Origin of the sequence: Peribacillus sp. FSL M8-0224, assembly GCF_038003055.1 — a bacterium.
GTDB lineage: Bacteria > Bacillota > Bacilli > Bacillales > DSM-1321 > Peribacillus > Peribacillus frigoritolerans.
Map to the genome: position 1 here is coordinate 1,754,316 of NZ_JBBOOJ010000001.1, position 22,878 is coordinate 1,777,193.

Genomic DNA, 22,878 nt, shown 5'->3' on the forward strand with positions numbered 1-22,878 from the left:
CAATAATATCCGCTTCTATAATTTACAAATATAATCACCTAATGTTTTCGAGAGCTTTACATTTTCCGAATAATCGACATCCACATCAATCAAGACAATTTCCTGACTCGAAAGCGCTTCTTCCAATGCAGGTAGCAATTCATCGGAGTGGGTTACTTTCACTCCTTTAACCCCAAAACTTTTTGCGAACCCTAAAAAGTCTGGATCTGTAAATTCAATGGCATTCGTACGATCAAATTTATTCAATTGCTTCCATTCAATTAGGCCGTATTTTGAATCATGGAAAATGACTATCACGAAGGCAAGACCTAGACGTTTTGCCGTTGCCAATTCAACTCCATTCATCAGGAATCCACCATCCCCTGTAACCGCAATGACAGGTTTATCAGGCTTTGCCAATTTGGCTGCAATTGCGCCAGGAATGGCAATTCCCATCGATGCAAAGCCATTAGAAATGATCGTATGATTAGGGATTTCCGGCTGATACATCCGGGCAATCCATAATTTATGGGCACCCACATCCGAAATGACAATGGCATTACCCTTTTCCGCCCTTTTCAAATCGGCAATGATTCGCTGAGGGATAATTGGGCTTCCTGATACATCATCCGAAGAATGAAATTTTTCAATGATTTGGGACCTTAACCTTTTCACTTCTGGCCAAAGTTCTTTTTTTGCTACACCAGTCGTCAAGGCTTCAAGTGCCTCGCTAACGTTCCCGACCAATTCTGCTTGAACGGGGTAATAGGCATCAATCTCGGCGGGTCGAGCATCAATATGAACAATCGGGTTCATTGCCTCATCGTTCCAATACTTTGGCAAATACTCGACGAAATCATAGCCGACGGTGATAATAAGATCGGCCAAATCAAATCCGCATAGAACATAATCCCTTGCTTGCATCCCTACTGTAAAAAGGGACAATGGATGGTCAGAAGGTAAAACTCCTTTGGCCATGAACGAATTCACAACGGGAATTTGCTTCTCTTCTGCAAATTTCCGCAAAACCTCAGAAGCTCCATCGCGGATCACGCCATTACCAGCTAAAATAATAGGCTTTTTAGCGCGATTTATTAATTCGACGGCTTTTTTGATTTCTTCCTCGGCTGGGCGGGATCTAGGCATTGGTGTAACCGGAAGAGGTTCCCCTTCTGTATCCATCATCGCCACATCTTCCGGAAGTTCTATATGAACAGCTCCCGGCTTTTCAATGACAGCCGTTTTAAATGCTTTACGGATAATTTCCGGAATCGTATGAGGCACCTTAATTTGTTGATTCCATTTCGTAACTTCCTCGAAAACGCCAATAATGTCCACATATTGATGCGACTCTTTATGAATGCGATCAAGGCCCGCCTGACCTGTAATCGCGACAACAGGGGAATAATCCAGATAAGCACTTCCTATCCCTGTCAATAAATTGGTTGCACCCGGTCCCAATGTGCCCAAGCAGACGCCTGGCTTTCCAGTTAGCCGGCCATAGATGTCTGCCATAAAAGCTGCAGCTTGTTCATGATGAACCAAGATAAATTCAATATCAGAGCTTATTAGAGAATCAATAAGATCCGTATTTTCCTCACCAGGTATCCCAAAAATAAACTGAACCCCTTCATTCTCTAAACATCTTACAAACAAATCAGATGCCTTCAAATTATTTCCTCCTCGACCATTTCAATTTCTTTCCTTATATGTTGGCTTTGCCCCCTAGAAATTATGTACTTGGGTGTATGAAAAACTATTTCGAGCATTTGCGGCTCTAAACTAGGAGGGGGAATATGGAAGTCGGATGGGTTTCGTGAAAAAAAAATTTCTGCAGTTTGATAAAAAGTGCTTAAGCATGGTATAAGTGTAAAGGAAGCAGGGACATTCTGCTTTTTAATTTTGGGATAAGGGGTTAGCCTGGTAACCCATAATGAAAGGATTGGAATTTGAATATGATAGATAATTTTTGGCGTGATCTACCACGACCTTTTTTTATACTGGCACCAATGGAAGATGTGACCGATGTAGTTTTTCGCCATGTAGTGAGTGAGGCAGCCAGACCTGATGTGTTTTTTACAGAGTTTACAAACACGGAGAGTTATTGTCACCCAGAGGGCATCCGCAGTGTACGTGGGCGTTTGACTTTTACAGAGGATGAACAACCAATTGTAGCCCATATATGGGGGGATAAGCCTGAATACTTTCGGCAAATGAGCATAGGTATGTCGAAACTAGGCTTTCGGGGTATTGATATCAATATGGGCTGTCCTGTACCTAATGTGACACAGAATGGGAAGGGAAGTGGCCTTATCCGTCGTCCAGAAGTTGCAGCAGAATTAATACAAGCAGCAAAAGCAGGAGGATTGCCCGTAAGTGTAAAGACAAGGCTTGGTTTCACGGATGTGGACGAATGGCACGACTGGCTAACACACATATTGAAACAAGACATTGTTAATCTCTCCATTCATCTGCGTACAAGAAAGGAAATGAGTAAAGTGGATGCTCATTGGGAACTAATCCCGGAGATTAAGAAACTTCGTGACCAGGTGGCACCAGATACGCTCTTAACGATCAATGGGGATATCCCTGACCGTCAAACTGGCTTAAAGCTCGCTCATCAATACGGTATTGATGGGGTTATGATTGGGCGTGGTATATTCAATAATCCATTTGCCTTTGAAAAAGAACCGAAGGATCATAGTAGTAAGGAATTGCTTGATCTCTTAAGGTTGCATCTGGATCTCCATGATAAATATTCAAAATTAGAGCTACGTTCATTCAAGGCTCTTCATCGCTTTTTTAAGATATATGTTCGTGGGTTTCGAGGGGCAAGTGAATTAAGAGTTCAATTAATGAACACAGAGTCAACAGATGAAGCGCGTGCATTGCTCGAAAACTTTGGGTCAAACAATCTTGATGGGATGGGGGAACAGTAGAATTGTCCCCATTCAAGGTAAAAGCGTAGTAGGACGTTAAACAACTGTACCCCAAAAGATTTTTTACTAAGCTGTTAATTGAATTATGTGAAGGCGGTATTGAACCGCACTCATTCCCACCAATTTTTGCTTTCTATGTTTGTTATTATAGTAATCTATATTGGGTTTTAAATTGGCAAATAAAAAGCATGTAAACTCTTCAATATTTTAGATATACAAGTTAAAAACAAAGATAAACGGGACCCAAGGCTCAAATCCTTTAAATTAAAGGGGTTTGGGTCTTTTTATTTTGGCTTACTGGATGCGTTTTGAAATAATAGTGATTTGCTCACATTTTTTGCTAAAGGGGACTTCTTAGGGCCGTTGTAGAAAATATCAGCCACTTCATCATCTTGGTTTGGCTTCATATGGGCGTAATGCTCTCCCTCCAAGTAATCAGTTTAATCTAAAAATATCATTTTGTGTTTTAGTACTAAGTGGCGCTTATTTTTTTATTAAAGTGTGAATTAAACGGCTTGACAATATACCCCTATAGGTATAATATGAACTCACGAGTTATCAATGAATAAATTCACGAGTAAAATGCCCAGACTCACGAGTAAAACGTGCAAATTCATGAGTAAAACGCTCAAACTCACGAGTAAAGCACGCAAATTCAAGAGAAAATGAACAAATTCACAATAATTGCTTGGAGAAGTGACCTTGGGTCTGAGCTTCTTAATCGGAAATGGAATTAATGTAATCAGTTATGATATTAACGATTGTAAATAGATGGGGGGCGGAGTATGGAGTATGATAAAAGTGTCATTAATCGCTTGAAGCGGATTGAAGGACAAATCAAGGGTGTTCTTGGAATGATGGAGCAGGGAAAAGATTGCAGGGAAATCGTCACTCAGTTGTCGGCTGCGCGAAGTGCCATCGATAGGACCATGGGTGTTATCGTAAGTGCCAATCTTGAGCAATGCGTTCGGGAAAACGTCGAGAATGGAGAGGGGACTGATCATCTAGTCAAGGAAGCGGTTAATTTACTGATAAAAAGCAGGTAAAAGAATTGACCTGAACTGTAGAAAAAGGAGTGTTATTCATGTCTTATATTTTACAAGTGGATTTTAAAATGGAGGGACCTTTCGGCAACAAAATGGTAAAAGAATTTACAGATTTAGCAAAAAGCATTAATGATGAAGAAGGCTTGATCTGGAAGATTTGGACCGAAGACAGTGAGGCAAAGAAAGCAGGCGGCATTTATCTGTTTGAAACGAAGGAATGCGCATGTAAGTACTTGACGATGCATACAGCTCGGTTAAATGGGTTTGGTATAGAGAAGGTTAATGGAAAAATTTTCGAAGTGAATGAAGGTTTGACTTCAATCAATCATGGACCAAGCAAATAAAGATAACCATTTATTTTAGTGAAGTGGGTTGACGCACTATATTTTTAGCATAATATATACCCCACTGGGTATAAAGGTGTAAAAATGAAATTTCTATCAGGGGGAAGCATAATGACTGAAAAGAAAAAAACGACGATCATTTTATTTAGTGGTGATTATGATAAGGCAATGGCTGCTTATATCATTGCAAATGGGGCGGCGGCTTACGATCATGAAGTGACCATCTTCCATACATTCTGGGGATTGAATGCTTTAAGGAAGGATGAGCCGATTTCATTAAAAAAAGGATTTCTTGAAAAAATGTTTGCGAAAATGATGCCGCGTGGTTCTGATAAAATGGGTCTATCAAACATGAACTTTGCTGGGATGGGACCTAAAATGATCAAACATGTGATGAAAAAGCATAACGCCATGTCACTCCCAAATTTAATTGAGTTGGCTCAGGAACAGGAAATCAAACTTATAGCCTGTACGATGACAATGGATTTATTGGGTTTACAGCAAGAGGAATTATTGGATGGAATTGAGTATGCAGGTGTTGCTGCTTATTTAGCTGAAGCAGAGGATGGAAATGTAAACTTATTTATATAAATTTGGGTACCGGAGGGATGGGTCCATTGGGAACTATATTTAATCTCATCATATTAGGTTTCATTGTTTGGTTTTTATATCAGCGCTTTGTCCCTGTAAAGGGGATAAAAAATATAAATGCGGCAGAGCTAAAAGCTGTGTTGAAAAATAGAGGAAATAAGCAATTGATTGATGTCCGTACTCCTAATGAATATCGGAGCAATCACATAAAGGACTTTAAAAACATTCCTTTAAACGAACTTGGCAAAAGGGCACAGGAACTGTCAAAAGACAAAGAAGTGATTGTAATCTGCCAAAGCGGGATGAGGAGCAGTAATGCGTGTAAAGCATTGAAAAAACTTGGATTTAAAGAAGTCACCAACGTAAAAGGCGGCATGAGTTCTTGGCGCGAATAAAAGGAGGTTCTTATAAAGATGAAAAAAATTTTACCGAATGAAGTGAACGCATTATTGAAGGGGAACTCCCCAGTCCACATCATTGATGTACGGGAAGCGGATGAAGTAAAAACAGGGAAAATACCAAATGCTGTGAACATCCCGTTGGGTCTGGTGGAATTTAGAATGCAGGACTTGGATAAATCAAAAGAGTATATCATGGTTTGCCGGTCAGGGGGCAGAAGTTCAAGGGCAGCACAGTTACTTGAGGATCATGGATATACAGTGTTGAACATGATAGGTGGTATGAATGAATGGGAAGGTCCCACAGAAAAATTTTAAATTTGAATATACCCCCATCCCTATAAAAGACACAGGAGGAACTAAAAATGATTAAAACAAATTCTGTTTTGGATGCTAAAGGTTTAGCTTGTCCAATGCCAATCGTAAAAACGAAAAAAGCCATGAATGGCCTGGAAGCGGGGGAAGTACTCGAAGTTCAAGCAACTGATAAAGGGTCAACCGCCGATATGAAAGCCTGGGCGGAAAGTTCAGGTCACCAATACTTGGGTACGGTTGAAGAAGGAACGACACTAAAACATTATCTTCGGAAAGCAAGCGGAGAAGAAACAGAAGTGAAGAAGCATGAAAAAACCATTTTCAATGAAGAACTTCTACAAGTAATGGAAGAAAATAGAAATATGGTCATTCTGGACGTACGAGAATCCGCAGAATATGCTTTTAATCACATTCCAGGAGCAAGATCCCTTCCAATGGGGGAATTGGAACAACGTATGGGTGAACTGGATATAGAGTCAGAGATTTTCGTGATTTGCCGTACAGGCAGCCGGAGTGATCTTGCTGCACAAAAACTGACCAGTGCTGGATTTGAACAGGTATTCAATGTTGTACCCGGCATGAGCCAATGGAACGGTCCTTCCCAAAAATCTGTGAATGAATGAAAACTATAAAATGGAGGAATAGATCATGACTAAAAAAGTAGCCATAATCGCAAGTAATGGTGGCTTATTTGATGCATATAAAGTGTTTAACATCGCAACGGCAGCGGCAGCAACAGATCAAGAAGTGGCCATTTTCTTTACTTTCGAAGGTTTGAACTTAATTCATAAAGACGCGAATGGAAAACTTCCTCTGCCTGAGGGTAAGGAGCATTTTGCCGAAGGGTTTAAAAAGGCCAATGTTCCTTCCATTCCTGAGTTAGTTACTATGGCACAGGAAATGGACGTCAAGTTTATTGGGTGTCAAATGACCATGGACGTATTGGGCATGGAAAAAGAAGCTTTCGTTGGTGGTATCGAAGTAGGTGGAGCAGTCACATTTTTGGAGTTCGCGAAAGATGCTGATGTTACATTAACCTTTTAATGAAGGAAAAATTTTTTGAAAACATTAATACTATAGGGGGTATCCGATATGGCGTTTAAGCAAATGACAGCCGCTGAAGTTTCAAAGAAAGTAATCAATAAAACCGACTTATTTATTTTTGATGTTCGAAATGAAAGTGACTTTAATGATTGGAAAATTGAAGGGCGGAATTTCGAATTCCTTAATATCCCTTACTTTGATCTACTGGATGGCGTGGAAGAAATTCTCGATCAAATCCCGGCCAATAAAGAAATCCTGGTAGTATGTGCAAAGGAAGGCTCATCCGTCATGGTTGCTGAAATGTTATCTGAAGCTGGATTGGATGTTTTTTATTTAAAGGGCGGCATGAAAGCATGGAGTGAACACTTGGAACCAGTGAGGATAGGCGAATTGACAAATGGCGCCGAAATTTATCAATTTGTTCGACTTGGTAAAGGCTGTTTATCTTACATGGTCGTTTCCAATGGGGAAGCAGCCGTTATTGATTCCACAAGAATGATAGATGCCTATCTTGATTTCGCAGATGATATCGGGGTGAAGATTACACATGTTCTGGATACGCACTTACATGCCGATCATATTTCAGGTGGAAGAAGAATCGCGGAAGTAACAAATGCAGCTTACTGGCTGCCCCCAAAGGATGCGGCTGAGGTAACTTTTGAATATCAGCCGTTAGAAAGCGGGAAAGTGATAACGATCGGTCATACAGCGATTGATATCCAAGCATTATACTCCCCGGGACATACCATTGGGTCGACTTCATTTGTGGTGGATCAAAAATACTTGCTAAGCGGGGATATACTATTCATCGATTCCATTGGCAGACCGGACCTAGCTGGTTTGGCTGAGGATTGGGTAGGGGACTTGAGAGAAACACTGTATACACGTTATAAAGAATTATCAGAAGAGTTAATTGTATTGCCATCACATTTCATGATCATTGATGAATTGAATGAAGATGGAAGCGTCGCTAAAAAGTTGGGTTCGCTATTTGCTGAAAATCACGGATTGAATATAGCAGATGAAACGGAATTCAGAGAGCTGGTAACAGGTAATTTACCGCCTCAGCCAAACGCCTATCAAGAAATTCGCGAAACCAATATGGGGAAAATCGAACCCGATAATGAAAAACAGCGCGAAATGGAAATTGGACCAAATCGCTGTGCGGTTCGCTAATATCGATAAAAATAGAAACCAAGAAAATAGGAGAGATGAAATATGAATGCAGATAAAGTGCTAGATGCTAAGGGACTTGCATGTCCAATGCCGATCGTCAAAACGAGAAAAGCGATGAATGATTTGCAAACCGGGCAAGTGCTGGAAATACATGTAACCGATAAAGGAGCTAAAGCAGACTTAGCCGCGTGGTCAAAATCCGGTGGACATGAACTGATGGAAACAGCAGAAGAAAATGATATACTGAAATTTTGGATCAGAAAAGGTTGATAAAGAGAGGGGAACCATTTGGTTTCCCTTCTTTTAAGGGAGGCACTTAAAATGGATATAACCTTTATCATTACCATCTTTTTGATTGGTTTTATAGGTTCATACGTTTCAGGGATGCTCGGCATCGGCGGTTCGATAATAAATTATCCAATGCTGCTGTTTATTCCCCCAATCTTCGGTTTAGCGGCATTTAGTGCCCATGATGTGACAGGCATTAGCGCTGTACAAGTCTTATTCGCTTCCATCGGAGGTATATGGAGCTATCGTAAGAGCGGACATTTAAATAAAACGCTAATTCTCTACATGGGGATCAGTGTGTTGATCGGAAGCGTGGTTGGAAGTTTTGGATCACAATCGATGTCGGAAAACGGAGTGAATATCGTCTATGGCATTTTGGCGTTGATAGCGGCTGTCATGATGTTCATTCCGAAGAAAGGGATAGATGACATTCCTGTAGAGCAAGTTACCTTTAACAAATGGCTTGCGGCCATCCTGGCATTAATCGTTGGTTTAGGCGCCGGGATAGTCGGTGCCGGAGGGGGCTTTCTATTAGTTCCCATCATGCTTATCGTTTTAAGAATTCCAACAAGGGTCACGATTGCTTCTTCATTGGCCATTACTTTCATTTCATCCGTTGGTGCAACAGCAGGGAAAATCTCAACCGGTCAAGTTGACTTCTATCCGGCGTTGATCATGGTTGTAGCTAGCTTAATAGCATCTCCGCTTGGGGCAATGGCCGGTAAAAAAATGAATGTAAAAGTACTGCAAGTCATACTGGCTCTATTGATTTTAGCCACGGCTGTAAAAACTTGGGCGGGGATCATGTCTTGAGTTTTGACACAGAAGGGAGCAGTTGTGAGAAGTTCTATCGTTAAAGAAGTGTTCACAATAGGCCACACTAATAGTTCCTTTTCCGCCATCACTTTTTTTCTTATCTTGTACGGACTTCTGTTAATAGAAAAAGCTGACTGTTGAAAGTCAGCTTTTTCCTTATGCGGCCGTTTATAAATAATTAAAAGATTACCGCTAAAATAAACCAAACAATCATCAATAATTGAATTAATACTTTGGCTAAACTGCCGCCTAAAAAACCGATGATAGTTGCAAACCCAACTTTAGCAGCCTTCATTATATCTTTTTGAATGATTAATTCCGAAACGAGGACTGCTAAAAATGGTACGAGAATTATTCCAAAAGGAGGAAAGACAAATGAACCAACAATCGTGGCAATAGCTGCTATTGTCTCGGATGTTTTTGACCCCCCATACTTTTTAACAAAATAACTGTTTGCGATAATGTCTGCCGCGATTAATACACCGCTCAACACAACCATACTGATCCAGAACCATAACGATAACTCATCAGGATTAACCAGGAATTGATAAACTGCAAATCCTCCCCAAATGGCAACAACCGAAGGAATAATAGGATAGACAATTCCTACAAAACTTAAAGCAAATAAGACGATCGTTAACCCCCACCATAAAATATCCAATGAAACTCCACCTTTTCATACTTACTTTTTCATATATCTATTAAATTATATTTCTATTTAGGGACAAACACCATTTATTCTTTTCTTGTATATTCGAATCCCGCACAGGTCATCAAATACCAAAGGCTCAAATCCTTGATATTTGGGCCTTTCTTTATTTTGTCTAACGGGAGGCGTTTAGATCATGATTATGTCATTACTTACTTCCCATATACTTTATACCAAAAAATTCACCTCATAGATGTTGGATTAATATTAGATTTTCAAGCGGTTGTTTCTTTCTTGGAAGAACTTTCTATATTATACTCCCAAAAAAATGATTCCTTATTATTGCAACAATCTTTACGAATGCAGCTTTCATTAACATTAGATGTATAATGTGTATAAATGGACTAAGTTTATGATGAAATAAAAATATTTCTCAATTTGCCAATAAGAACTTGTTGATGAATCTTTATATTAACACTTTAACTAGGGTTTTTTTCGGCAACCTTTTTCTTATTCAAAAAACTGGGCAGGTTAGTTGAAGCTTATTTTCATTGACATTTATAAGCCATTTTCATATAAAGATGTTGTAATATTAAGGGAAAAGTAGGAGGTTGAGAAGTTGAAAACTTTTGATTTAAAATCAGGAACAAAAGTAGTAATAGACGAAAGTAGAATAGTAATAGAAAGAACAGGTGGAAAAAGTGCAATGAAGGGTTTATTTGCAGGGCGAGCAATGGGGCAAATGACCATAAAAACGTCAGCAGTGACTGGGTTAATTCACTTTGTTGACTTTTTAATGATTTGTGCTTCTGGCCTCCCGACTCCGAATGATTTTAAATTATCCAGCGTAGCAGAGATAAAACAATACCCTAACTGTATTGTGGCAAAAGAAAGTGAATTAGAAGAGTTATATCAATTTCTCAATGGATTTATTAAATAATGATTGCATAAAAGCCTTAACCTTTAGAGGTTTCCCTATAGGGAACAAAAAAACACAAAGAAAGCAGTTGATCTCATCTAAGAAATACAACTGCTATTAGCTTTTGAAACAGTTATTTACGGTAGTTAAAATACAATTGGTTATCATTTGAGAGCAAATAATAAGATTGAAGCTGTCTTTAAGGCAGCTTTTTACTTTAGGCAGTTTCATAACAAAAATAAGAATATATTTTTTGTAATAACATTAAAGTAAGAATTGTATTTCTTCCCAATTCATTCTTTTGGTTATTCGTATACTTTACAGAAAAGAGATAGCGCCACTAATTATAGCTAATACTGTTAAGGTTAACGATGTCAAGATGGCCCATTTGTATGCAAATTTCTGATATTCTCCAAGGTCTTTATCAACCATGCCAACTAATAGAATGGTTGAAGCAACAAGCGGACTCATTAAATGAGCGGGTTGTCCCAATATAGAAGCCCGGGCAATTTCTAACGGACTAATGCCATATGCTGAAGCTGCCTCTGCAAGAATAGGGAGAACTCCAAAATAATAGGCATCATTCGATAAAACGAAAGTGAATGGCATACTTGTAATGCCAACAATGACAGGGAAAAACTGTCCTAATGAAGCTGGTATTATCGCAACCAGTCCATTAGCAATAGCATCAACCATTTTTGTACCGGAAAAAATTCCTGCAAATACTCCAGCTGCAAAAACTAGTAGAACAACAATTAAAGCATTTCCAGAATGTGCTAAGATACGTCTTTTTTGCATTTCCAGATTAGGGTAGTTAATCATTAAAGCAATAGTGAAACCGACCAAAAATAAAATAGGGGAAGGTACCAATCCCATAATAAGAATGACCATAATGCCTACCACAATTAATAAGTTAACCCATAAAAAACGAGGGCGTTTAATGTCAATATGAGGTAATGCATCAGTGGCTTCATTTTCTACAGTAGCAGCTATTTCATTTTTTAACTCTTCTATGTGTATTACACCCAATCGTTTACGTTCCTTTTTCCCTAAAATAAATGCCACGAAAATAACCCAAATAGCACCGCCGATCATGGTAGGAATAAGTGGAACAAAAAATTCGGATGCATCAAGTCCCAATACTGCTATTGCTCGGGTAGCAGGGCCGCCCCAGGGGGTCATACCACTCATAACACTTAAAGCTAGCATGGCTACTGTAGCTAAAACCAATGGATTCATACCGATTCGTTTATAAAGTGGATACATAGCTGAAACAGTAATGATATACGTTGTTGTACCGTCTCCATCTAGGGCCACGAGTAATGCTAGAATGGTGGTACCTATCGAAATTTTGACAGGATCTCCCTTGACAACTTCTAATAACCTTTTGATAAGTGGGTCAAATAAGCCCGTGTCTATCATAATGCCAAAAAACAATATGGCGAATAATAATAGAGCTGCAGAAGGAGCGACTAGCTTAATGCCTTCCATCATCATAGTGCCAATTTTACTTCCAAAACCACCAACTACAGCAAAAACGATTGGAACTAAAGTTAAAGCAACAATGGGTGATAAACGTTTGGACATAATTAAATAGGTAAAGACGGTAACCATGGAGATACCTAAAATTGTAAGAAACATTATTAAATCCCCTCCCATACTTTGAATGCGCTTTCAAATGATCTCTGGGTGACTAAGAAATAATTTTGTGATTTTTCAGAAAAATAAACTGGTAGATTAATAAGTTTTACATTATGCTTATGCGCTTTTCTTTATTAAAGGTAATACAGAGAGAACAATAAGTTAAATACATATTTTTTTTGTATTGGTATCAAAATAATTTATTCTTTAAAAAAGAATGGGGAGGAGAGTAAATAAAGCCATAGGATAAATGATTCAATAACGAAATTTTTTAAAAATTTAATGCTACTTTTAGGATCAATAAAGAAGGTCATCATCTAAATATTTTGCATGATAACCTTCTTTTCTTTATAAATCAGACTTATTTCATTGTCCTTGAGCAATGCTTCCCCCTTTTTTATTTAACATTTAGTTTTACATTACTGTTCTTGTCTTTTTTTCTTAAACTTAATTTTAATACCAATTTTAGTAATGGAGGCACTGCGGCATAAATAAACGCCATCCGAAATAGTTGATAGCTGGTAACAGTAGATACATCAGCATTTACTTCTTGTGCAATGATTCCCATTTGATCCATTCCACCAGGGGCTAAACTTAAAAAACCCGTAATAGGCGATAAATCATAATACTTGGTCAGTAGAAAACTAAAAAACATTGTTGCGCAGATCAAGATTAGTCCGTTCATCAAAGCCAATAATAAGGTTTTTCTTTTGTTATCAAGTTGTTCCGGTTTTAATAGTAAACCGATATAACCGCCAACCATAAATTGAGATATATCAAGAAGTGAAAGAGGAAGTGGTGGTCCCTGCAAACCTAAAAGACCTATTGCAGCAGTAACGATTACTGGTCCTAAAAAGTAAGGAGCTGGTAATTTGAATATTTTACTTACTCTTGCTGCGAGAAAACAAATAAGGGCGAACAGAAAGATAAGAGGAAATAAATCACTCCACTCTGGAATAACGTTATCCATTATTTTAGATGAATCATTGGTACGATTCGCTGCAAACAGGGGACTGATAATTAACAGGGGAACTAAGAAAACCACCATTATCACTCTTGTAACATGGAAAAAGGTTACGGTAGTAATATCAATACCTTTCATTTCTTCTACAAACACAACGATTTGTGACAAACCTCCAGGAATACTACTCGTTAAGGAGGTGGGATAGTCAATGCCGGAATATTTTGACATAACAAAAGCAGAACATGCACATACAAGGACAATTAAGATTGTAAGGATCATCATTGAGGGAAGGTGACTAATCATATCAGACAGTGAGCTCTTGGTAAAGGAGATGCCTATTGAATAACCTACAATAATTAATCCAGTATTTCTCATCGAAACGGGCCAAATCAATTTAACGTTTTTGAAACGTGATGCAATTAATAGGGCTGCCATTGGACCAAGAAGCCAGGGGATTGGAAACCTGAAATGAGAGAAAAAGCCACCTCCAATAAAAGCAGTTAGAAGTGCAGCCGAAAATTGGATTGTCTTGCTTGCATTATTTAAATCCCACTTTTTCATATTAATTCTCTTCCTTTGAATTAGTTTACTTCGTTTCGTCTTGTTTCATTGTTTAGAATCATTAAGAAAATCAATAAATGCTTTCACTTGTGCCAAATCCATAGTCACATCCCGATAAAAAACCCAAGTTTCTCTAAGCAAATAGCTATTATCGCTTAATACAATGGGGAAAGTATACAGCGGTTCATCATCTTTAATACAAATTTCTGGTAAAATGGCATATCCTAAACCATTAAGAACCAGTTCCTTACATGTTTCAATCCGATCTACCTCCATTGAAATCTTAGGTGGTAACGCAAATGTTTCCTGCCACCAGTTTTCAATAGTATTTCTTAACGATTGATCTGTCTGATAATTAACTCTAGGAAGAAAAGGAAGTTCTTTTAATTCAATTTTTTTACTGGAGGCAATACAAATCTTTTCTTCTTGAAATAACACTTTATTTTCCTGCCATTTGTAAGGACCTCTAACAATCCCGAGGTGTGCTTCTTCTTTTTGAAGCATTTGATGAATTTGAGAACTCCATCCAGTTTTCAAACTGATTTCAACCTCTGGATATAGGGTTAGAAATTCTTTTAATAATACTGGTAGTTTATATCGGGCAAACAAGCCAGATACACCCAATCGCAAAGTTCCTTTTACTTTTTTATCCAAATTTGAAATGTGTTCTTTTGCCGCTCCTAATTGCTTACGCATATTTTTCGAATATTGAACGAGGTATTCCCCTTCAACTGTAAACTCGACACCTCTTTTGCCTCTAGAGATCAAATTTGTTTTGAACTCTTTTTCCAGCTGTTTTATACGATAGGATAAAGCTGGCTGAGAAATAAATAGTCGCTGTGCTGCCTTTGTTATATTTCTTTCTTCGTAAAGAGTAATTAATATAAGCCAGTCTTTTTCATCCATAAAATTTTTCTCCTTTAACCATAAAAAATATTTATGGGTAATTATAAATTATGATAATTTATTTAATTTCTAAAAGTATAATACAGCTAATTAAAAAAGAAATCTATCTTTTTATGTAAATCAATAGACTCACTATAGTTTTGCCTTTCCAGCATTCTTTCATAAAATTTTTCTATGGCAATGAATAAAAAAACAATATTATTTTTATTCATTATTTTCACTTATTATTTACATGAAGAGTTATCACTACTTAACAGGAGGGGTAAAAATGTCAAATGCACAATATTATGATGTAGTTGTAGTAGGGGCAGGAAACGCAGCTTTATGTGCCGCAATCTCAGCAAAAGAGGGAGGTGCTAGAGTTCTTGTGTTAGAACGGGGACCAGTGGAAAAGCGTGGAGGGAACTCTTTCTTCACGGATGGAGCCATTCGCGTTGCATACAATAATTTAGACGGAATCAGAAATATAATACCTGAATTAACAGATGAAGAATCCGAGTTAATTGTAATGCCTGAATACACGGAAACCGATTATTACAATGATCTAATGCGAGTAACAGGTGGACAAAGTAATCCTGAGTTAGCAAAGCAGCTGGTTTCTAGATCGTATGAAACAATTGCGTGGATGCGTGATCAGGGAATAAAATTTGAATTGAATTATGAAAATCAATCTTTCGTACAAGCTGGCAAGCGCAATTTCTGGGGAGGACTGCCTATCAAAACGGAGGATAAAGGCGTTGGCTTAATGAGACAGCTCTTTGCGCGGACAGAAGAAATTGGCATCGACGTTTGGTACGATTCACGTGCTGTGGAGCTCGTATCAGAGCATAATACAATAACCGGTGTCGTTGTTGAGAAGGATCATACAATGGTGACAGTTCAGACATCCGGTGTGATTTTGGCTTGTGGCGGCTTTGAAGCCAATAAGAAAATGAGAAGTGAAAATATTGGTGAAGAATGGGAAGCGGCTATTGTTCGTGGAACCGAGTTCAACACAGGAGACGGCATTTCCATGGCTATGGCAGTAGGGGCTCAAAAATTTGGGCAGTGGTCTGGATGTCATTCTATTGGGACAGATTATAATGCGCCAAAAGTAGGGGACTTCACGAAGCCGGGAGATATTTTTAAAAAGCATTCTTATCCGTACAGCGTCATGCTTAATAATGAAGGGAAACGGTTTGTTGATGAAGGAGCAGATTTGCGAAATTACACTTATGCAAAATACGGCCGTGAGGTATTAAAACAGCCTGGACATGTTGCATATCAAATTTATGATGCACAGGTACGCCCGATGCTGCGTAAAGAATATGACCTTGAAGAAGCGACTTTTTATAAAGCAGATACGCTTGGAGAGTTGGCTAGTTTACTGCCGGTCAATCAAACACAATTTCTTAAAACGATCGAAGAGTATAACAGTGCGGTACAAGATGGCGAGTATAGACCCGCAGAGAAAGATGGCAAAGGAACGAAAGGAATTACCCCTCCTAAATCCAACTGGGCACTTCGAATTGAGCAAGGTCCATTCTACGCTTTCCCTGTAACGTGCGGAATTACCTTCTCGTTCGGTGGTTTGCATGTAGATACAGCGGGTCATGTATTAGACAAAGAAGAACAACCGATAAAAGGTCTTTTTGCGGCTGGTGAAATGATTGGGGGGATTTTTTATGAAAACTATCCTGGTGGATCCGGGTTAATGTCTGGAGCAGTCTTTGGAAAATTAGCTGGCTCATCCGCAGCACGCTATACTCAAGAAAAGGTTGAAACGATCAATAATCACTGAGTCTTTTCCTTGAATGGTTTATTAGATAAGAATGTGTCCAAAAAATAATAGAGATACGTGAAGTAGAAGAATGAAAAATAGCCAAGGCTTAAAAAAGTCCTTGGCTGTTTGGTATTTTAACATATTAATAGTCTTTATGCTTTGACTAAAACTCATATCATATAGGAATATAAAAGGTCAAACTTAGTTACAGTTTATCTATTGGATTTTTTTCAGATGAAGTGAATGTATAGCTTTAATCGTCTTGATGGCGAGACATTAAGGTTCTTCATTACTAGCTTTTCGAGTTCAGCAATAGCTTGAATGGATAGATGGGCATCAACGCGTATGAATACAGTCACCGCTCGATTCTAAAATTCAGCATGAAAAAGGGTAGTGATTTTGTGTATTGGAATTTTTCTCTAAACAAGATGATGGATAGTAATTAGCTTTTTTAAAATATTATAGTAACCATAAAAATCTGGCTTCAGTAACTGTACCCTAATTGTATAGGGGGTTTAGCTTATCTGGGGAAATTCACTTATATTCTCAATCCTAGTTTATCATTAAATTTGAAGACATGGTTTAGGTGAAATACATTAGAGTTTCGGCTCTTTTGAAGTCTCACTTATACAAAACAAGGATCATTAAAGTAAACTATTTCGGAAAGAATTTTAGTGCCTTTCATATTTTTGAATATTTCTTTCGCTTCTTTTTCTGTGTCAAATTCAAATATTTTAATATTTTCCTTTAAAAAGATAGTGATGACCCACATTTGACAAGCCTCCAAGTGATAGAAAAATTTTTGCTGTAATTTGCAGATCCATTCCTATCAAGCTAATTGATAGGAATGCTCGTAATTTTTTTTCGTGTACACGTATCCCTCCAAAATGATTCTTGCTGTGCGTACCACTTTAATGGCACGTATGTGTCCTGCCAAGAAATCAACCTTTGTTTCCATTATCCCCGCAGGATGGGCTAATCGGAAAATTTCGTGTTTAATGTTCACCATATCAGATAAAACCGTTTCCTGTAAGTAAGCCCCTGCTGTTGCACAGATGGCTCCTGTAATAGCAAGCGCTTGATGGGGCTTTTGCATCGACATCATTCGGATCATCAAATCCATCTCTGACGCTTTTCTTTCAGATCCGTTTAGATCGACGTAATCCATAGGAGGAGCAATTAGAGTCATTTTAGGTACAGCAGGAGATTTGACAGTAGCTGATTTCTTATCGGAAAATTGACACATTTCAGCTGCAATTGACCGGATTTCTTCCAGTTCAATTAATTTTTCTCGTGAATAATCATTGGGTAATTCGGTTCCGCTTAGACCAATGTCCTGTGCCCTTACAAAAACGAGTGGATTGGCAACATCAATAATTGAAACTTGAATTAGCCGATCCTTGGTTTTAATCATGTCAATCGGATTTCCTGTAGGGAAAAGTTTTCCTGTAACTGCTCCTTCTGCACGAGTAAAAGAAAGATAAATAGGTGATCCTTTACCAGGAACCCCAGGTATTGAGCAGCATCCTTCTGATTTCACATGTCCATTTTCAACCTCTACTTCTGCAATAATCAGTTTTTGTGTATTCACGTTAAAAATTTTCACAGTTGTAACAGGTTCTTGTATAGGGACTAATCCTTGCTCAATTGCGTAAGGTCCCACAGCAGATGAAATATTTCCACAATTTCCTTTAAAATCAACCATTTGATTATCGATGCTGACCTGAGCAAATGTATATTCCACATCGAATTCCGGTGATTCTGATTTTTTGATGATCGCTGCTTTACTTGTCAAAGAATTCGCTCCTCCAAGACCATCGATCTGTCTCCGATCCGGACTGCCCATCACGTCAAGTAAGAAATCCTCCCAGTGTAAGGGATTCGAAGGCATATGTTCAAAATTAAGGAACACACCTTTACTTGTCCCGCCGCGCATTACTACTACAGGTACTTTCATTGTATAACCACCTTTTCTCAAATCAATATTTATAGCACTACCGGTTCCTTTGAAAATATAGTATGATATGTTTATTCATAAGTAAAATACATATTTTTTGAATAAAAATGATAAAAAAACTTATAATCCAAAAATCAGGAGATGGTTAAGTGGACGAAAAAGATTGGATTGCGATAAGGGTACTATATGAAGAAAAAAACATTAGCCGTGCAGCAGAGCGTTTATATATATCGCAGCCGGCGCTAACGTACCGGCTTAAAAATTTAGAAAAAGAATTTAGCACAAACCTATTTTTCAAAATAAAAGGAGGCATTGAGTTCACTTCAGAAGGGATACATTTGGCGGGCTATGCGGAAGAAATGGTGAAAAAGTTGCAAAAAACGAAAGATTATATGCTGAATATGAAAAATGAGGTAAGAGGAACGTTAAGGCTTGGCGTTTCCAGCAACTTTGCCCAATATAAACTACCAGAAATATTGAAAAAGTTTTCAACACAATATCCTCATGTACAATTTAATGTGAATACAGGGTGGAGTACTGAAATCATGCATCTTCTGGATTCCTCTAGTGTTCAATTAGGCATACTGCGTGGAAATTATGAATGGTATGGAATCAAATCATTACTGCATAAAGAAAGACTTTGTTTAATTTCTAAGAAAGAGGTAGACTTGGATAATTTGCCGGAACTTCCATTCATAAATTATAAGACCGACAGTTCTTTAAAAAACTTAATAAATGGCTGGTGGCATGATAGATTCCCAGAGCCACCATTTGTAACTATGGAAACGGATCGGCAGGAGACGTGCAAAGAGATGGTCAAAAATGATCTTGGTGTTTCCATTCTGCCGGAAATATGCCTGCAGCCGTCAGATAATTTGCATACATACGGGTTATCCTACAAAAATGGGAAGCCGGTGTTAAGAAATACATGGTTAATGTATAACCAGGATTCATTAAAACTCTCTACTGTGAAAAACTTTATTGATTTCTTGAATAAAAATTCCAATCTGTAACGAAAAAGCACTATGAAATTATTGAAAATTTCATAGTGCTTTTTTGGATTTCTTAATTTAATATAAAATGGATTATAAGTTTTTTTTTCGAAAAAGTAAAAAAAATATGTATTTCACTTATTTGATGATATGAACTATTCTAAAAATAGAAAATAAAGCAACAGGGAATCAGAAGATATGTAATATATTTTAGTTATTCAAACTTCTCATCTGGTTTGTAAGCGGTTTCTTTAATAGGAGGGATTAATATTCTAACGTTACTTGGAATTTCAATGGTCGTTGTCTTTACTTATTTAATCATGTCTAAACGGTTATCACCTGTTAATTCTCTTGTAGTCATTCCAATTATCTTTGCATTAATTGGCGGATTTGGTCCAGAGCTCGGAGATATGATGCTCGATGGAATAAAGGTTGTCGCACCTTCAGCCGCTTTGCTATTGTTCGCTATTTTGTTTTTCGGAGTTCTGATTGACGCTGGGTTATTTGATCCACTTATTAAAACCATGTTGAAAATCGTAAAAGGGGATCCCGTTAAAATAGCGGTAGGAACAGCAGTAATCGCAATGACCGTTGCCTTAGATGGTGATGGTACCACGACTCATATGATTACGATTTCCGCTATGCTGCCTCTTTACTTACGACTTGGTATGAATCCACTTATTCTTGCAACTATTTCTATGCTTGCTGTCAGTATTATGAGTGGTATGACTCCTTGGGGAGGGCCTGCAACCAGAGCAATAGCATCTCTAGGTCTGGATGCAAATGAATTCTTTGTCCCGATTATCCCAACACTATTCTCAGGAATAGCAGCTATTCTTTTTACCGCTTATGTACTTGGTAAAAAAGAGCGCAAAAGGCTTGGCGTTGTTTATATCAAATCTGCACCTGAAATGAAAGGGGCTCTTGCTGAAGCAGCGGTAGCTTCCGCCATACAAGACGATTTAAAGCGCCCTAAATTAATTTGGGTCAATCTTTTGTTGACGCTCACAGTCATGGTCGTTCTTGTAATGGGCTTAGTACCGGTACCTGTGTTGTTTCTAATCGGGTTTGTTCTTGCTTCGATCATTAATTACCCTAATTTAGAACAGCAAAAAGAGCGAATCGGGTCACATGCAGGAAACGCTATAACCGTTGTCACATTAGTATTTGCGGCTGGTATTTTCACAGGGATCTTTTCCGGAACGAAAATGGTGGACGCAATAGCAAATTCATTAGTGGCCATCATTCCGGATTCTTTAGGCTCTTTTTTACCGATGGTCGTTGCGTTCACAAGTATGCCATTTACGTTCGTTTTATCAAATGATGCTTACTACTTTGGTGTTTTGCCAATTCTTGCCGAAGCAGGGGAAGCTTATGGGGTGAGTCCTTTAGAAATTGCCAGAGCTTCCGTACTGGGGCAGCCTGTACATTTCTTAAGTCCACTCGTGGCCTCGACTCTTTTACTGGTAGGGATGGTAAAGACGGATATCGGGGAACTACAGCGGTATGCATTTAAATGGGCTCTAATTTGTTCATTAGTCCTTATTATTGTTGCTATCTTGACAGGGGCTATTATTTAAGTATAACGTTATTAAAAAAATTCTCGAACTTAAACAATTAGGGCTGTGCCAAAACCAATTATTATTAGTGGTTTTTGGGACAGCCCATTCTTTTAATTAAGGTTTAGAAGTCTCGCCGGTCGCCTGAGTAATGATTTTCACGATTTTATTCGCCAAATTCATAACCGTGTATAGACGAGTATCATTTAAAAATTGCATCGTTGGCAGCGGATCTATATAATTTACCATTCCTATAATATGATAGTCTCCCACTTCAGGTAATACTTTTTTTAAAGCTTTCCCTGGGACAAGAGGTCCATCCTTCAAAAAAACATAACCGACCTGGTTTTGATCCCCTAAACATGCATCCACACTAAAAATAAGAGGCTTTTTGAATTGTTTTTTTATTTCTTTCAACGTCTCTTTTAAATTAAATGCATGAACGGGGTTTTCCAAGGTACCATAAACACGATAAGGCACCGTATGCTCTTTAAGCATGGTCCCGACTAAAGGGCCCAATGAATCCCCGACTGATCGGTCTGAACCAATACACAGAAAGATTACATCTTCGTTTTGACATCCTGAAGATTGAATAATCTCTTTGACTTTTAATGCTAAACTGTTTATTTCTTCGCCTTTTGGTTCCACAGAACAAATCTGCTCCCTCTTTTTGTAAATTAGACTCATTTTGATTTCCCTTCATTCTATTATACGAATTAAAAAGATATCATGCATGTAAATATGAGCATATGCTTGAGATTGATGGATGTTTTTATATTATGAAAGTCAAGTAATCAATCTTCATATTGAGTTGCTTTTTCATTACCAGGGACACCTTTTTGATTTGGAAAATCGTATAGTGGCCCTGGCAAATGAACTGGAAGAATATAAGATCATCCAATCGATTCCCGGTATAGGAGAAAAAATCGCAGCCACGATTATCTCTGAAATTGGTGAGTTAATCATCCAAAAAAATTGGTTGCCTTCGCTGGAGTAGATCCAAGTGTTCACTCATCGGTTAAGTTTACGCCAACCATTAATCGTATTACAAAAAGGGGTTCGAGGCAGACTACGTCATTCTCTGTATCTTGCCGTACTATGTGGCTTAAGAAGTTCAAGGAACAAAAAGCTTAAAGCCTTCTATGATAAGAAAAAATCAGAAGGAAAACCGGCCAAAGTGTCAATCGTTGCCTGTATGAATAAGTTGGGTTCATAGGATTTACGCTCTTCTATTAAAGAGAAAAGAAATGTACCTAGATTTAGCCTGATTAACGGTTTTGTGAAACAGAGAAACATCCTTCCAAAAGGGGGGTGGAGGGTTATTTGTCATGGCCAAAAATAGTATATCATAAGGGAAATGAAAATTTTAGAGAAAGAAATTGACATCCTATTTGCTGGTTTAGCTGAAGATCAGAGCTGTCTTTAAGGCAGCTTTTTCTTATGCTACTAACGGGGCGGGTTAGTTGAAAAAAGAACTATTTTGAACTACCTAGAAATAAATACTATATAGAAAAAAGATAAGGAGGTGTTTGTATAGAAAAGGTACCTGTTAAAACGATTAAGAAGATAGAAGAGGACATTGAAAAAAATGATTTAGGGAAAGCAAGGGATAGACTAAAAGGGTTAATTTCAACCTATCCTAATGAGTTAGAACTCCGTAAAAAGTAAGGGGACATCTAATTTGCATTAAAATATCCTTCAATGGCAGGTCGTTACTGGTATTTAGAAAAAAATAAGGCATCAGAGATGGTAAAAGCGTGTATTCTGTTCGAAAAAATCTTTGGGAAACGAACCTATTCTATTAGTACAACAGTGCTGTTTGATCTTTGTTCAACAATTGGGCCAGATAATAACACTTGGAAGTTAATTTGGATATTTTCGTGAATAAACCTTTTTGCTGCAACTTAAGTATAGATCTTCCCCTCCTCAACTCTTTCAATGGAATTCATATTTTCTTATTTTACTAAAGAAAACCCCAATTTATAAAAATGAATTTAAGACTTTTTCACTAATTTTCGCAAAAATAATGATT

The 22,878-nt window shown here is 37.9% G+C and carries 24 protein-coding genes and 2 pseudogenes; 17 read left to right on the forward strand and 9 right to left on the reverse strand.

Going from position 1 to position 22,878, the window contains the following annotated elements; all coding sequences use genetic code 11:
• Nucleotides 1-15: 15 nt before the first annotated feature.
• Entirely contained in the window at nucleotides 16-1,650 is a 1,635-nt protein-coding gene (locus MKX49_RS08510; protein ID WP_318290883.1) for an acetolactate synthase large subunit, read from the reverse strand.
• A gap of 284 nt (nucleotides 1,651-1,934) precedes the next feature.
• Between MKX49_RS08510 and MKX49_RS08515 the strand changes: the two genes are divergently transcribed.
• The gene (locus tag MKX49_RS08515) at nucleotides 1,935-2,918 is read left to right on the forward strand and encodes a tRNA dihydrouridine synthase (RefSeq protein WP_340878502.1); all 984 of its coding nucleotides are present in this window, start codon (nucleotides 1,935-1,937) and stop codon (nucleotides 2,916-2,918) included.
• 66 nt (nucleotides 2,919-2,984) lie between these two features.
• Here MKX49_RS08515 and MKX49_RS28395 read toward each other — a convergent pair whose 3' ends face one another.
• A complete protein-coding gene (locus MKX49_RS28395; RefSeq protein ID WP_375541196.1) occupies nucleotides 2,985-3,122 on the reverse strand; it encodes an IS3 family transposase in 138 nt (45 codons plus the stop codon).
• A 581-nt stretch (nucleotides 3,123-3,703) separates the two neighbouring features.
• On the opposite strand from MKX49_RS28395, the gene MKX49_RS08520 reads away from it, so the two are divergent.
• The 10 genes from MKX49_RS08520 (at nucleotide 3,704) to MKX49_RS08565 (ending at nucleotide 8,933) form a co-directional block, all read left to right on the forward strand.
• Entirely contained in the window at nucleotides 3,704-3,964 is a 261-nt protein-coding gene (locus tag MKX49_RS08520; RefSeq protein WP_034312817.1) for a metal-sensitive transcriptional regulator, read from the forward strand.
• Nucleotides 3,965-4,002: 38 nt separating this feature from the next.
• The gene (locus MKX49_RS08525) at nucleotides 4,003-4,308 is read left to right on the forward strand and encodes a monooxygenase (RefSeq protein ID WP_340876055.1); all 306 of its coding nucleotides are present in this window, start codon (nucleotides 4,003-4,005) and stop codon (nucleotides 4,306-4,308) included.
• Nucleotides 4,309-4,419: 111 nt separating this feature from the next.
• Complete coding sequence (locus tag MKX49_RS08530) at nucleotides 4,420-4,899, forward strand: DsrE/DsrF/DrsH-like family protein (RefSeq protein ID WP_048687705.1); 480 nt, start codon at nucleotides 4,420-4,422, stop codon at nucleotides 4,897-4,899.
• 26 nt (nucleotides 4,900-4,925) lie between these two features.
• Entirely contained in the window at nucleotides 4,926-5,294 is a 369-nt protein-coding gene (locus MKX49_RS08535; RefSeq protein ID WP_340876058.1) for a rhodanese-like domain-containing protein, read from the forward strand.
• Between the two features lie 18 nt (nucleotides 5,295-5,312).
• Nucleotides 5,313-5,615 (forward strand): rhodanese-like domain-containing protein, encoded by a 303-nt coding sequence (locus MKX49_RS08540; RefSeq protein ID WP_048687706.1) that lies wholly within the window; start codon nucleotides 5,313-5,315, stop codon nucleotides 5,613-5,615.
• A 47-nt stretch (nucleotides 5,616-5,662) separates the two neighbouring features.
• The gene (locus MKX49_RS08545) at nucleotides 5,663-6,235 is read left to right on the forward strand and encodes a sulfurtransferase TusA family protein (protein ID WP_340876060.1); all 573 of its coding nucleotides are present in this window, start codon (nucleotides 5,663-5,665) and stop codon (nucleotides 6,233-6,235) included.
• A gap of 25 nt (nucleotides 6,236-6,260) precedes the next feature.
• Complete coding sequence (locus MKX49_RS08550) at nucleotides 6,261-6,656, forward strand: DsrE/DsrF/DrsH-like family protein (protein ID WP_340876062.1); 396 nt, start codon at nucleotides 6,261-6,263, stop codon at nucleotides 6,654-6,656.
• A 48-nt stretch (nucleotides 6,657-6,704) separates the two neighbouring features.
• Complete coding sequence (locus MKX49_RS08555) at nucleotides 6,705-7,832, forward strand: MBL fold metallo-hydrolase (protein WP_323598106.1); 1,128 nt, start codon at nucleotides 6,705-6,707, stop codon at nucleotides 7,830-7,832.
• A gap of 42 nt (nucleotides 7,833-7,874) precedes the next feature.
• Complete coding sequence (locus tag MKX49_RS08560) at nucleotides 7,875-8,102, forward strand: sulfurtransferase TusA family protein (RefSeq protein WP_034312794.1); 228 nt, start codon at nucleotides 7,875-7,877, stop codon at nucleotides 8,100-8,102.
• Between the two features lie 51 nt (nucleotides 8,103-8,153).
• Nucleotides 8,154-8,933 carry a sulfite exporter TauE/SafE family protein gene (locus MKX49_RS08565; RefSeq protein ID WP_323598104.1) on the forward strand — a complete coding sequence of 260 codons (780 nt, stop codon included), beginning with the start codon at nucleotides 8,154-8,156 and terminating at the stop codon, nucleotides 8,931-8,933.
• Nucleotides 8,934-9,114: 181 nt separating this feature from the next.
• Here the strand turns inward: MKX49_RS08565 and MKX49_RS08570 are convergent, their stop codons facing one another.
• On the reverse strand, nucleotides 9,115-9,597 hold the full coding sequence (locus tag MKX49_RS08570; protein ID WP_318290892.1) for a DUF456 domain-containing protein: 483 nt from the start codon (nucleotides 9,595-9,597) through the stop codon (nucleotides 9,115-9,117).
• Between the two features lie 607 nt (nucleotides 9,598-10,204).
• Here MKX49_RS08570 and MKX49_RS08575 point away from each other — a divergent pair.
• Nucleotides 10,205-10,525: a hypothetical protein gene (locus MKX49_RS08575; protein WP_340876063.1), complete on the forward strand. Its 321-nt coding sequence runs from the start codon at nucleotides 10,205-10,207 to the stop codon at nucleotides 10,523-10,525.
• A gap of 297 nt (nucleotides 10,526-10,822) precedes the next feature.
• Here the strand turns inward: MKX49_RS08575 and MKX49_RS08580 are convergent, their stop codons facing one another.
• From MKX49_RS08580 to MKX49_RS08590, 3 genes are all read right to left on the reverse strand, one after another.
• Nucleotides 10,823-12,145 (reverse strand): CitMHS family transporter, encoded by a 1,323-nt coding sequence (locus tag MKX49_RS08580; protein WP_340876064.1) that lies wholly within the window; start codon nucleotides 12,143-12,145, stop codon nucleotides 10,823-10,825.
• 397 nt (nucleotides 12,146-12,542) lie between these two features.
• Nucleotides 12,543-13,670 (reverse strand): AbrB family transcriptional regulator, encoded by a 1,128-nt coding sequence (locus MKX49_RS08585; RefSeq protein WP_340876066.1) that lies wholly within the window; start codon nucleotides 13,668-13,670, stop codon nucleotides 12,543-12,545.
• Nucleotides 13,671-13,715: 45 nt separating this feature from the next.
• The gene (locus MKX49_RS08590) at nucleotides 13,716-14,576 is read right to left on the reverse strand and encodes a LysR family transcriptional regulator (RefSeq protein WP_048677798.1); all 861 of its coding nucleotides are present in this window, start codon (nucleotides 14,574-14,576) and stop codon (nucleotides 13,716-13,718) included.
• 268 nt (nucleotides 14,577-14,844) lie between these two features.
• On the opposite strand from MKX49_RS08590, the gene tcuA reads away from it, so the two are divergent.
• Nucleotides 14,845-16,356, forward strand: a complete 1,512-nt coding sequence (gene tcuA / locus MKX49_RS08595) for an FAD-dependent tricarballylate dehydrogenase TcuA (RefSeq protein WP_340876068.1) — start codon at nucleotides 14,845-14,847, stop codon at nucleotides 16,354-16,356.
• A 607-nt stretch (nucleotides 16,357-16,963) separates the two neighbouring features.
• On the opposite strand, the gene MKX49_RS08600 is transcribed toward tcuA, so the two are convergent.
• On the reverse strand, nucleotides 16,964-17,110 hold the full coding sequence (locus MKX49_RS08600) for a hypothetical protein (RefSeq protein ID WP_202190542.1): 147 nt from the start codon (nucleotides 17,108-17,110) through the stop codon (nucleotides 16,964-16,966).
• Between the two features lie 57 nt (nucleotides 17,111-17,167).
• Entirely contained in the window at nucleotides 17,168-18,295 is a 1,128-nt protein-coding gene (locus MKX49_RS08605; RefSeq protein ID WP_340876070.1) for a 2-methylaconitate cis-trans isomerase PrpF family protein, read from the reverse strand.
• Between the two features lie 149 nt (nucleotides 18,296-18,444).
• Here MKX49_RS08605 and MKX49_RS08610 point away from each other — a divergent pair, with 149 nt between their 5' ends.
• The gene (locus tag MKX49_RS08610) at nucleotides 18,445-19,308 is read left to right on the forward strand and encodes a LysR family transcriptional regulator (RefSeq protein WP_034313052.1); all 864 of its coding nucleotides are present in this window, start codon (nucleotides 18,445-18,447) and stop codon (nucleotides 19,306-19,308) included.
• Nucleotides 19,309-19,556: 248 nt separating this feature from the next.
• Nucleotides 19,557-20,867 carry a CitMHS family transporter gene (locus tag MKX49_RS08615; protein ID WP_275725819.1) on the forward strand — a complete coding sequence of 437 codons (1,311 nt, stop codon included), beginning with the start codon at nucleotides 19,557-19,559 and terminating at the stop codon, nucleotides 20,865-20,867.
• 96 nt (nucleotides 20,868-20,963) lie between these two features.
• On the opposite strand, the gene yyaC is transcribed toward MKX49_RS08615, so the two are convergent.
• Complete coding sequence (yyaC, locus tag MKX49_RS08620) at nucleotides 20,964-21,533, reverse strand: spore protease YyaC (RefSeq protein WP_340876072.1); 570 nt, start codon at nucleotides 21,531-21,533, stop codon at nucleotides 20,964-20,966.
• A 91-nt stretch (nucleotides 21,534-21,624) separates the two neighbouring features.
• Between yyaC and MKX49_RS08625 the strand changes: the two are divergent.
• Nucleotides 21,625-22,114, forward strand: a pseudogene (locus tag MKX49_RS08625) (transposase); the annotation flags it as partial.
• 265 nt (nucleotides 22,115-22,379) lie between these two features.
• Nucleotides 22,380-22,667 (forward strand): annotated as a pseudogene (locus MKX49_RS08630) (DUF6584 family protein); the annotation flags it as partial.
• Nucleotides 22,668-22,878: the final 211 nt, after the last annotated feature.

Excerpts from the sequence above, each read along its gene's own strand:
- MKX49_RS08515 (WP_340878502.1), top strand. The coding sequence starts at position 1,935 with ATGATAGATAATTTTTGGCGTGATCTACCACGACCTTTTTTTATACTG.
- MKX49_RS08520 (WP_034312817.1), top strand. The coding sequence starts at position 3,704 with ATGGAGTATGATAAAAGTGTCATTAATCGCTTGAAGCGGATTGAAGGA.
- MKX49_RS08525 (WP_340876055.1), top strand. The coding sequence starts at position 4,003 with ATGTCTTATATTTTACAAGTGGATTTTAAAATGGAGGGACCTTTCGGC.
- MKX49_RS08530 (WP_048687705.1), top strand. The coding sequence starts at position 4,420 with ATGACTGAAAAGAAAAAAACGACGATCATTTTATTTAGTGGTGATTAT.
- MKX49_RS08540 (WP_048687706.1), top strand. The coding sequence starts at position 5,313 with ATGAAAAAAATTTTACCGAATGAAGTGAACGCATTATTGAAGGGGAAC.
- MKX49_RS08545 (WP_340876060.1), top strand. The coding sequence starts at position 5,663 with ATGATTAAAACAAATTCTGTTTTGGATGCTAAAGGTTTAGCTTGTCCA.
- MKX49_RS08550 (WP_340876062.1), top strand. The coding sequence starts at position 6,261 with ATGACTAAAAAAGTAGCCATAATCGCAAGTAATGGTGGCTTATTTGAT.
- MKX49_RS08555 (WP_323598106.1), top strand. The coding sequence starts at position 6,705 with ATGGCGTTTAAGCAAATGACAGCCGCTGAAGTTTCAAAGAAAGTAATC.
- MKX49_RS08560 (WP_034312794.1), top strand. The coding sequence starts at position 7,875 with ATGAATGCAGATAAAGTGCTAGATGCTAAGGGACTTGCATGTCCAATG.
- MKX49_RS08565 (WP_323598104.1), top strand. The coding sequence starts at position 8,154 with ATGGATATAACCTTTATCATTACCATCTTTTTGATTGGTTTTATAGGT.
- MKX49_RS08580 (WP_340876064.1), bottom strand. The coding sequence starts at position 12,145 with ATGTTTCTTACAATTTTAGGTATCTCCATGGTTACCGTCTTTACCTAT.
- MKX49_RS08585 (WP_340876066.1), bottom strand. The coding sequence starts at position 13,670 with ATGAAAAAGTGGGATTTAAATAATGCAAGCAAGACAATCCAATTTTCG.
- MKX49_RS08590 (WP_048677798.1), bottom strand. The coding sequence starts at position 14,576 with ATGGATGAAAAAGACTGGCTTATATTAATTACTCTTTACGAAGAAAGA.
- tcuA (WP_340876068.1), top strand. The coding sequence starts at position 14,845 with ATGTCAAATGCACAATATTATGATGTAGTTGTAGTAGGGGCAGGAAAC.
- MKX49_RS08600 (WP_202190542.1), bottom strand. The coding sequence starts at position 17,110 with ATGTGGGTCATCACTATCTTTTTAAAGGAAAATATTAAAATATTTGAA.
- MKX49_RS08605 (WP_340876070.1), bottom strand. The coding sequence starts at position 18,295 with ATGAAAGTACCTGTAGTAGTAATGCGCGGCGGGACAAGTAAAGGTGTG.
- yyaC (WP_340876072.1), bottom strand. The coding sequence starts at position 21,533 with ATGAGTCTAATTTACAAAAAGAGGGAGCAGATTTGTTCTGTGGAACCA.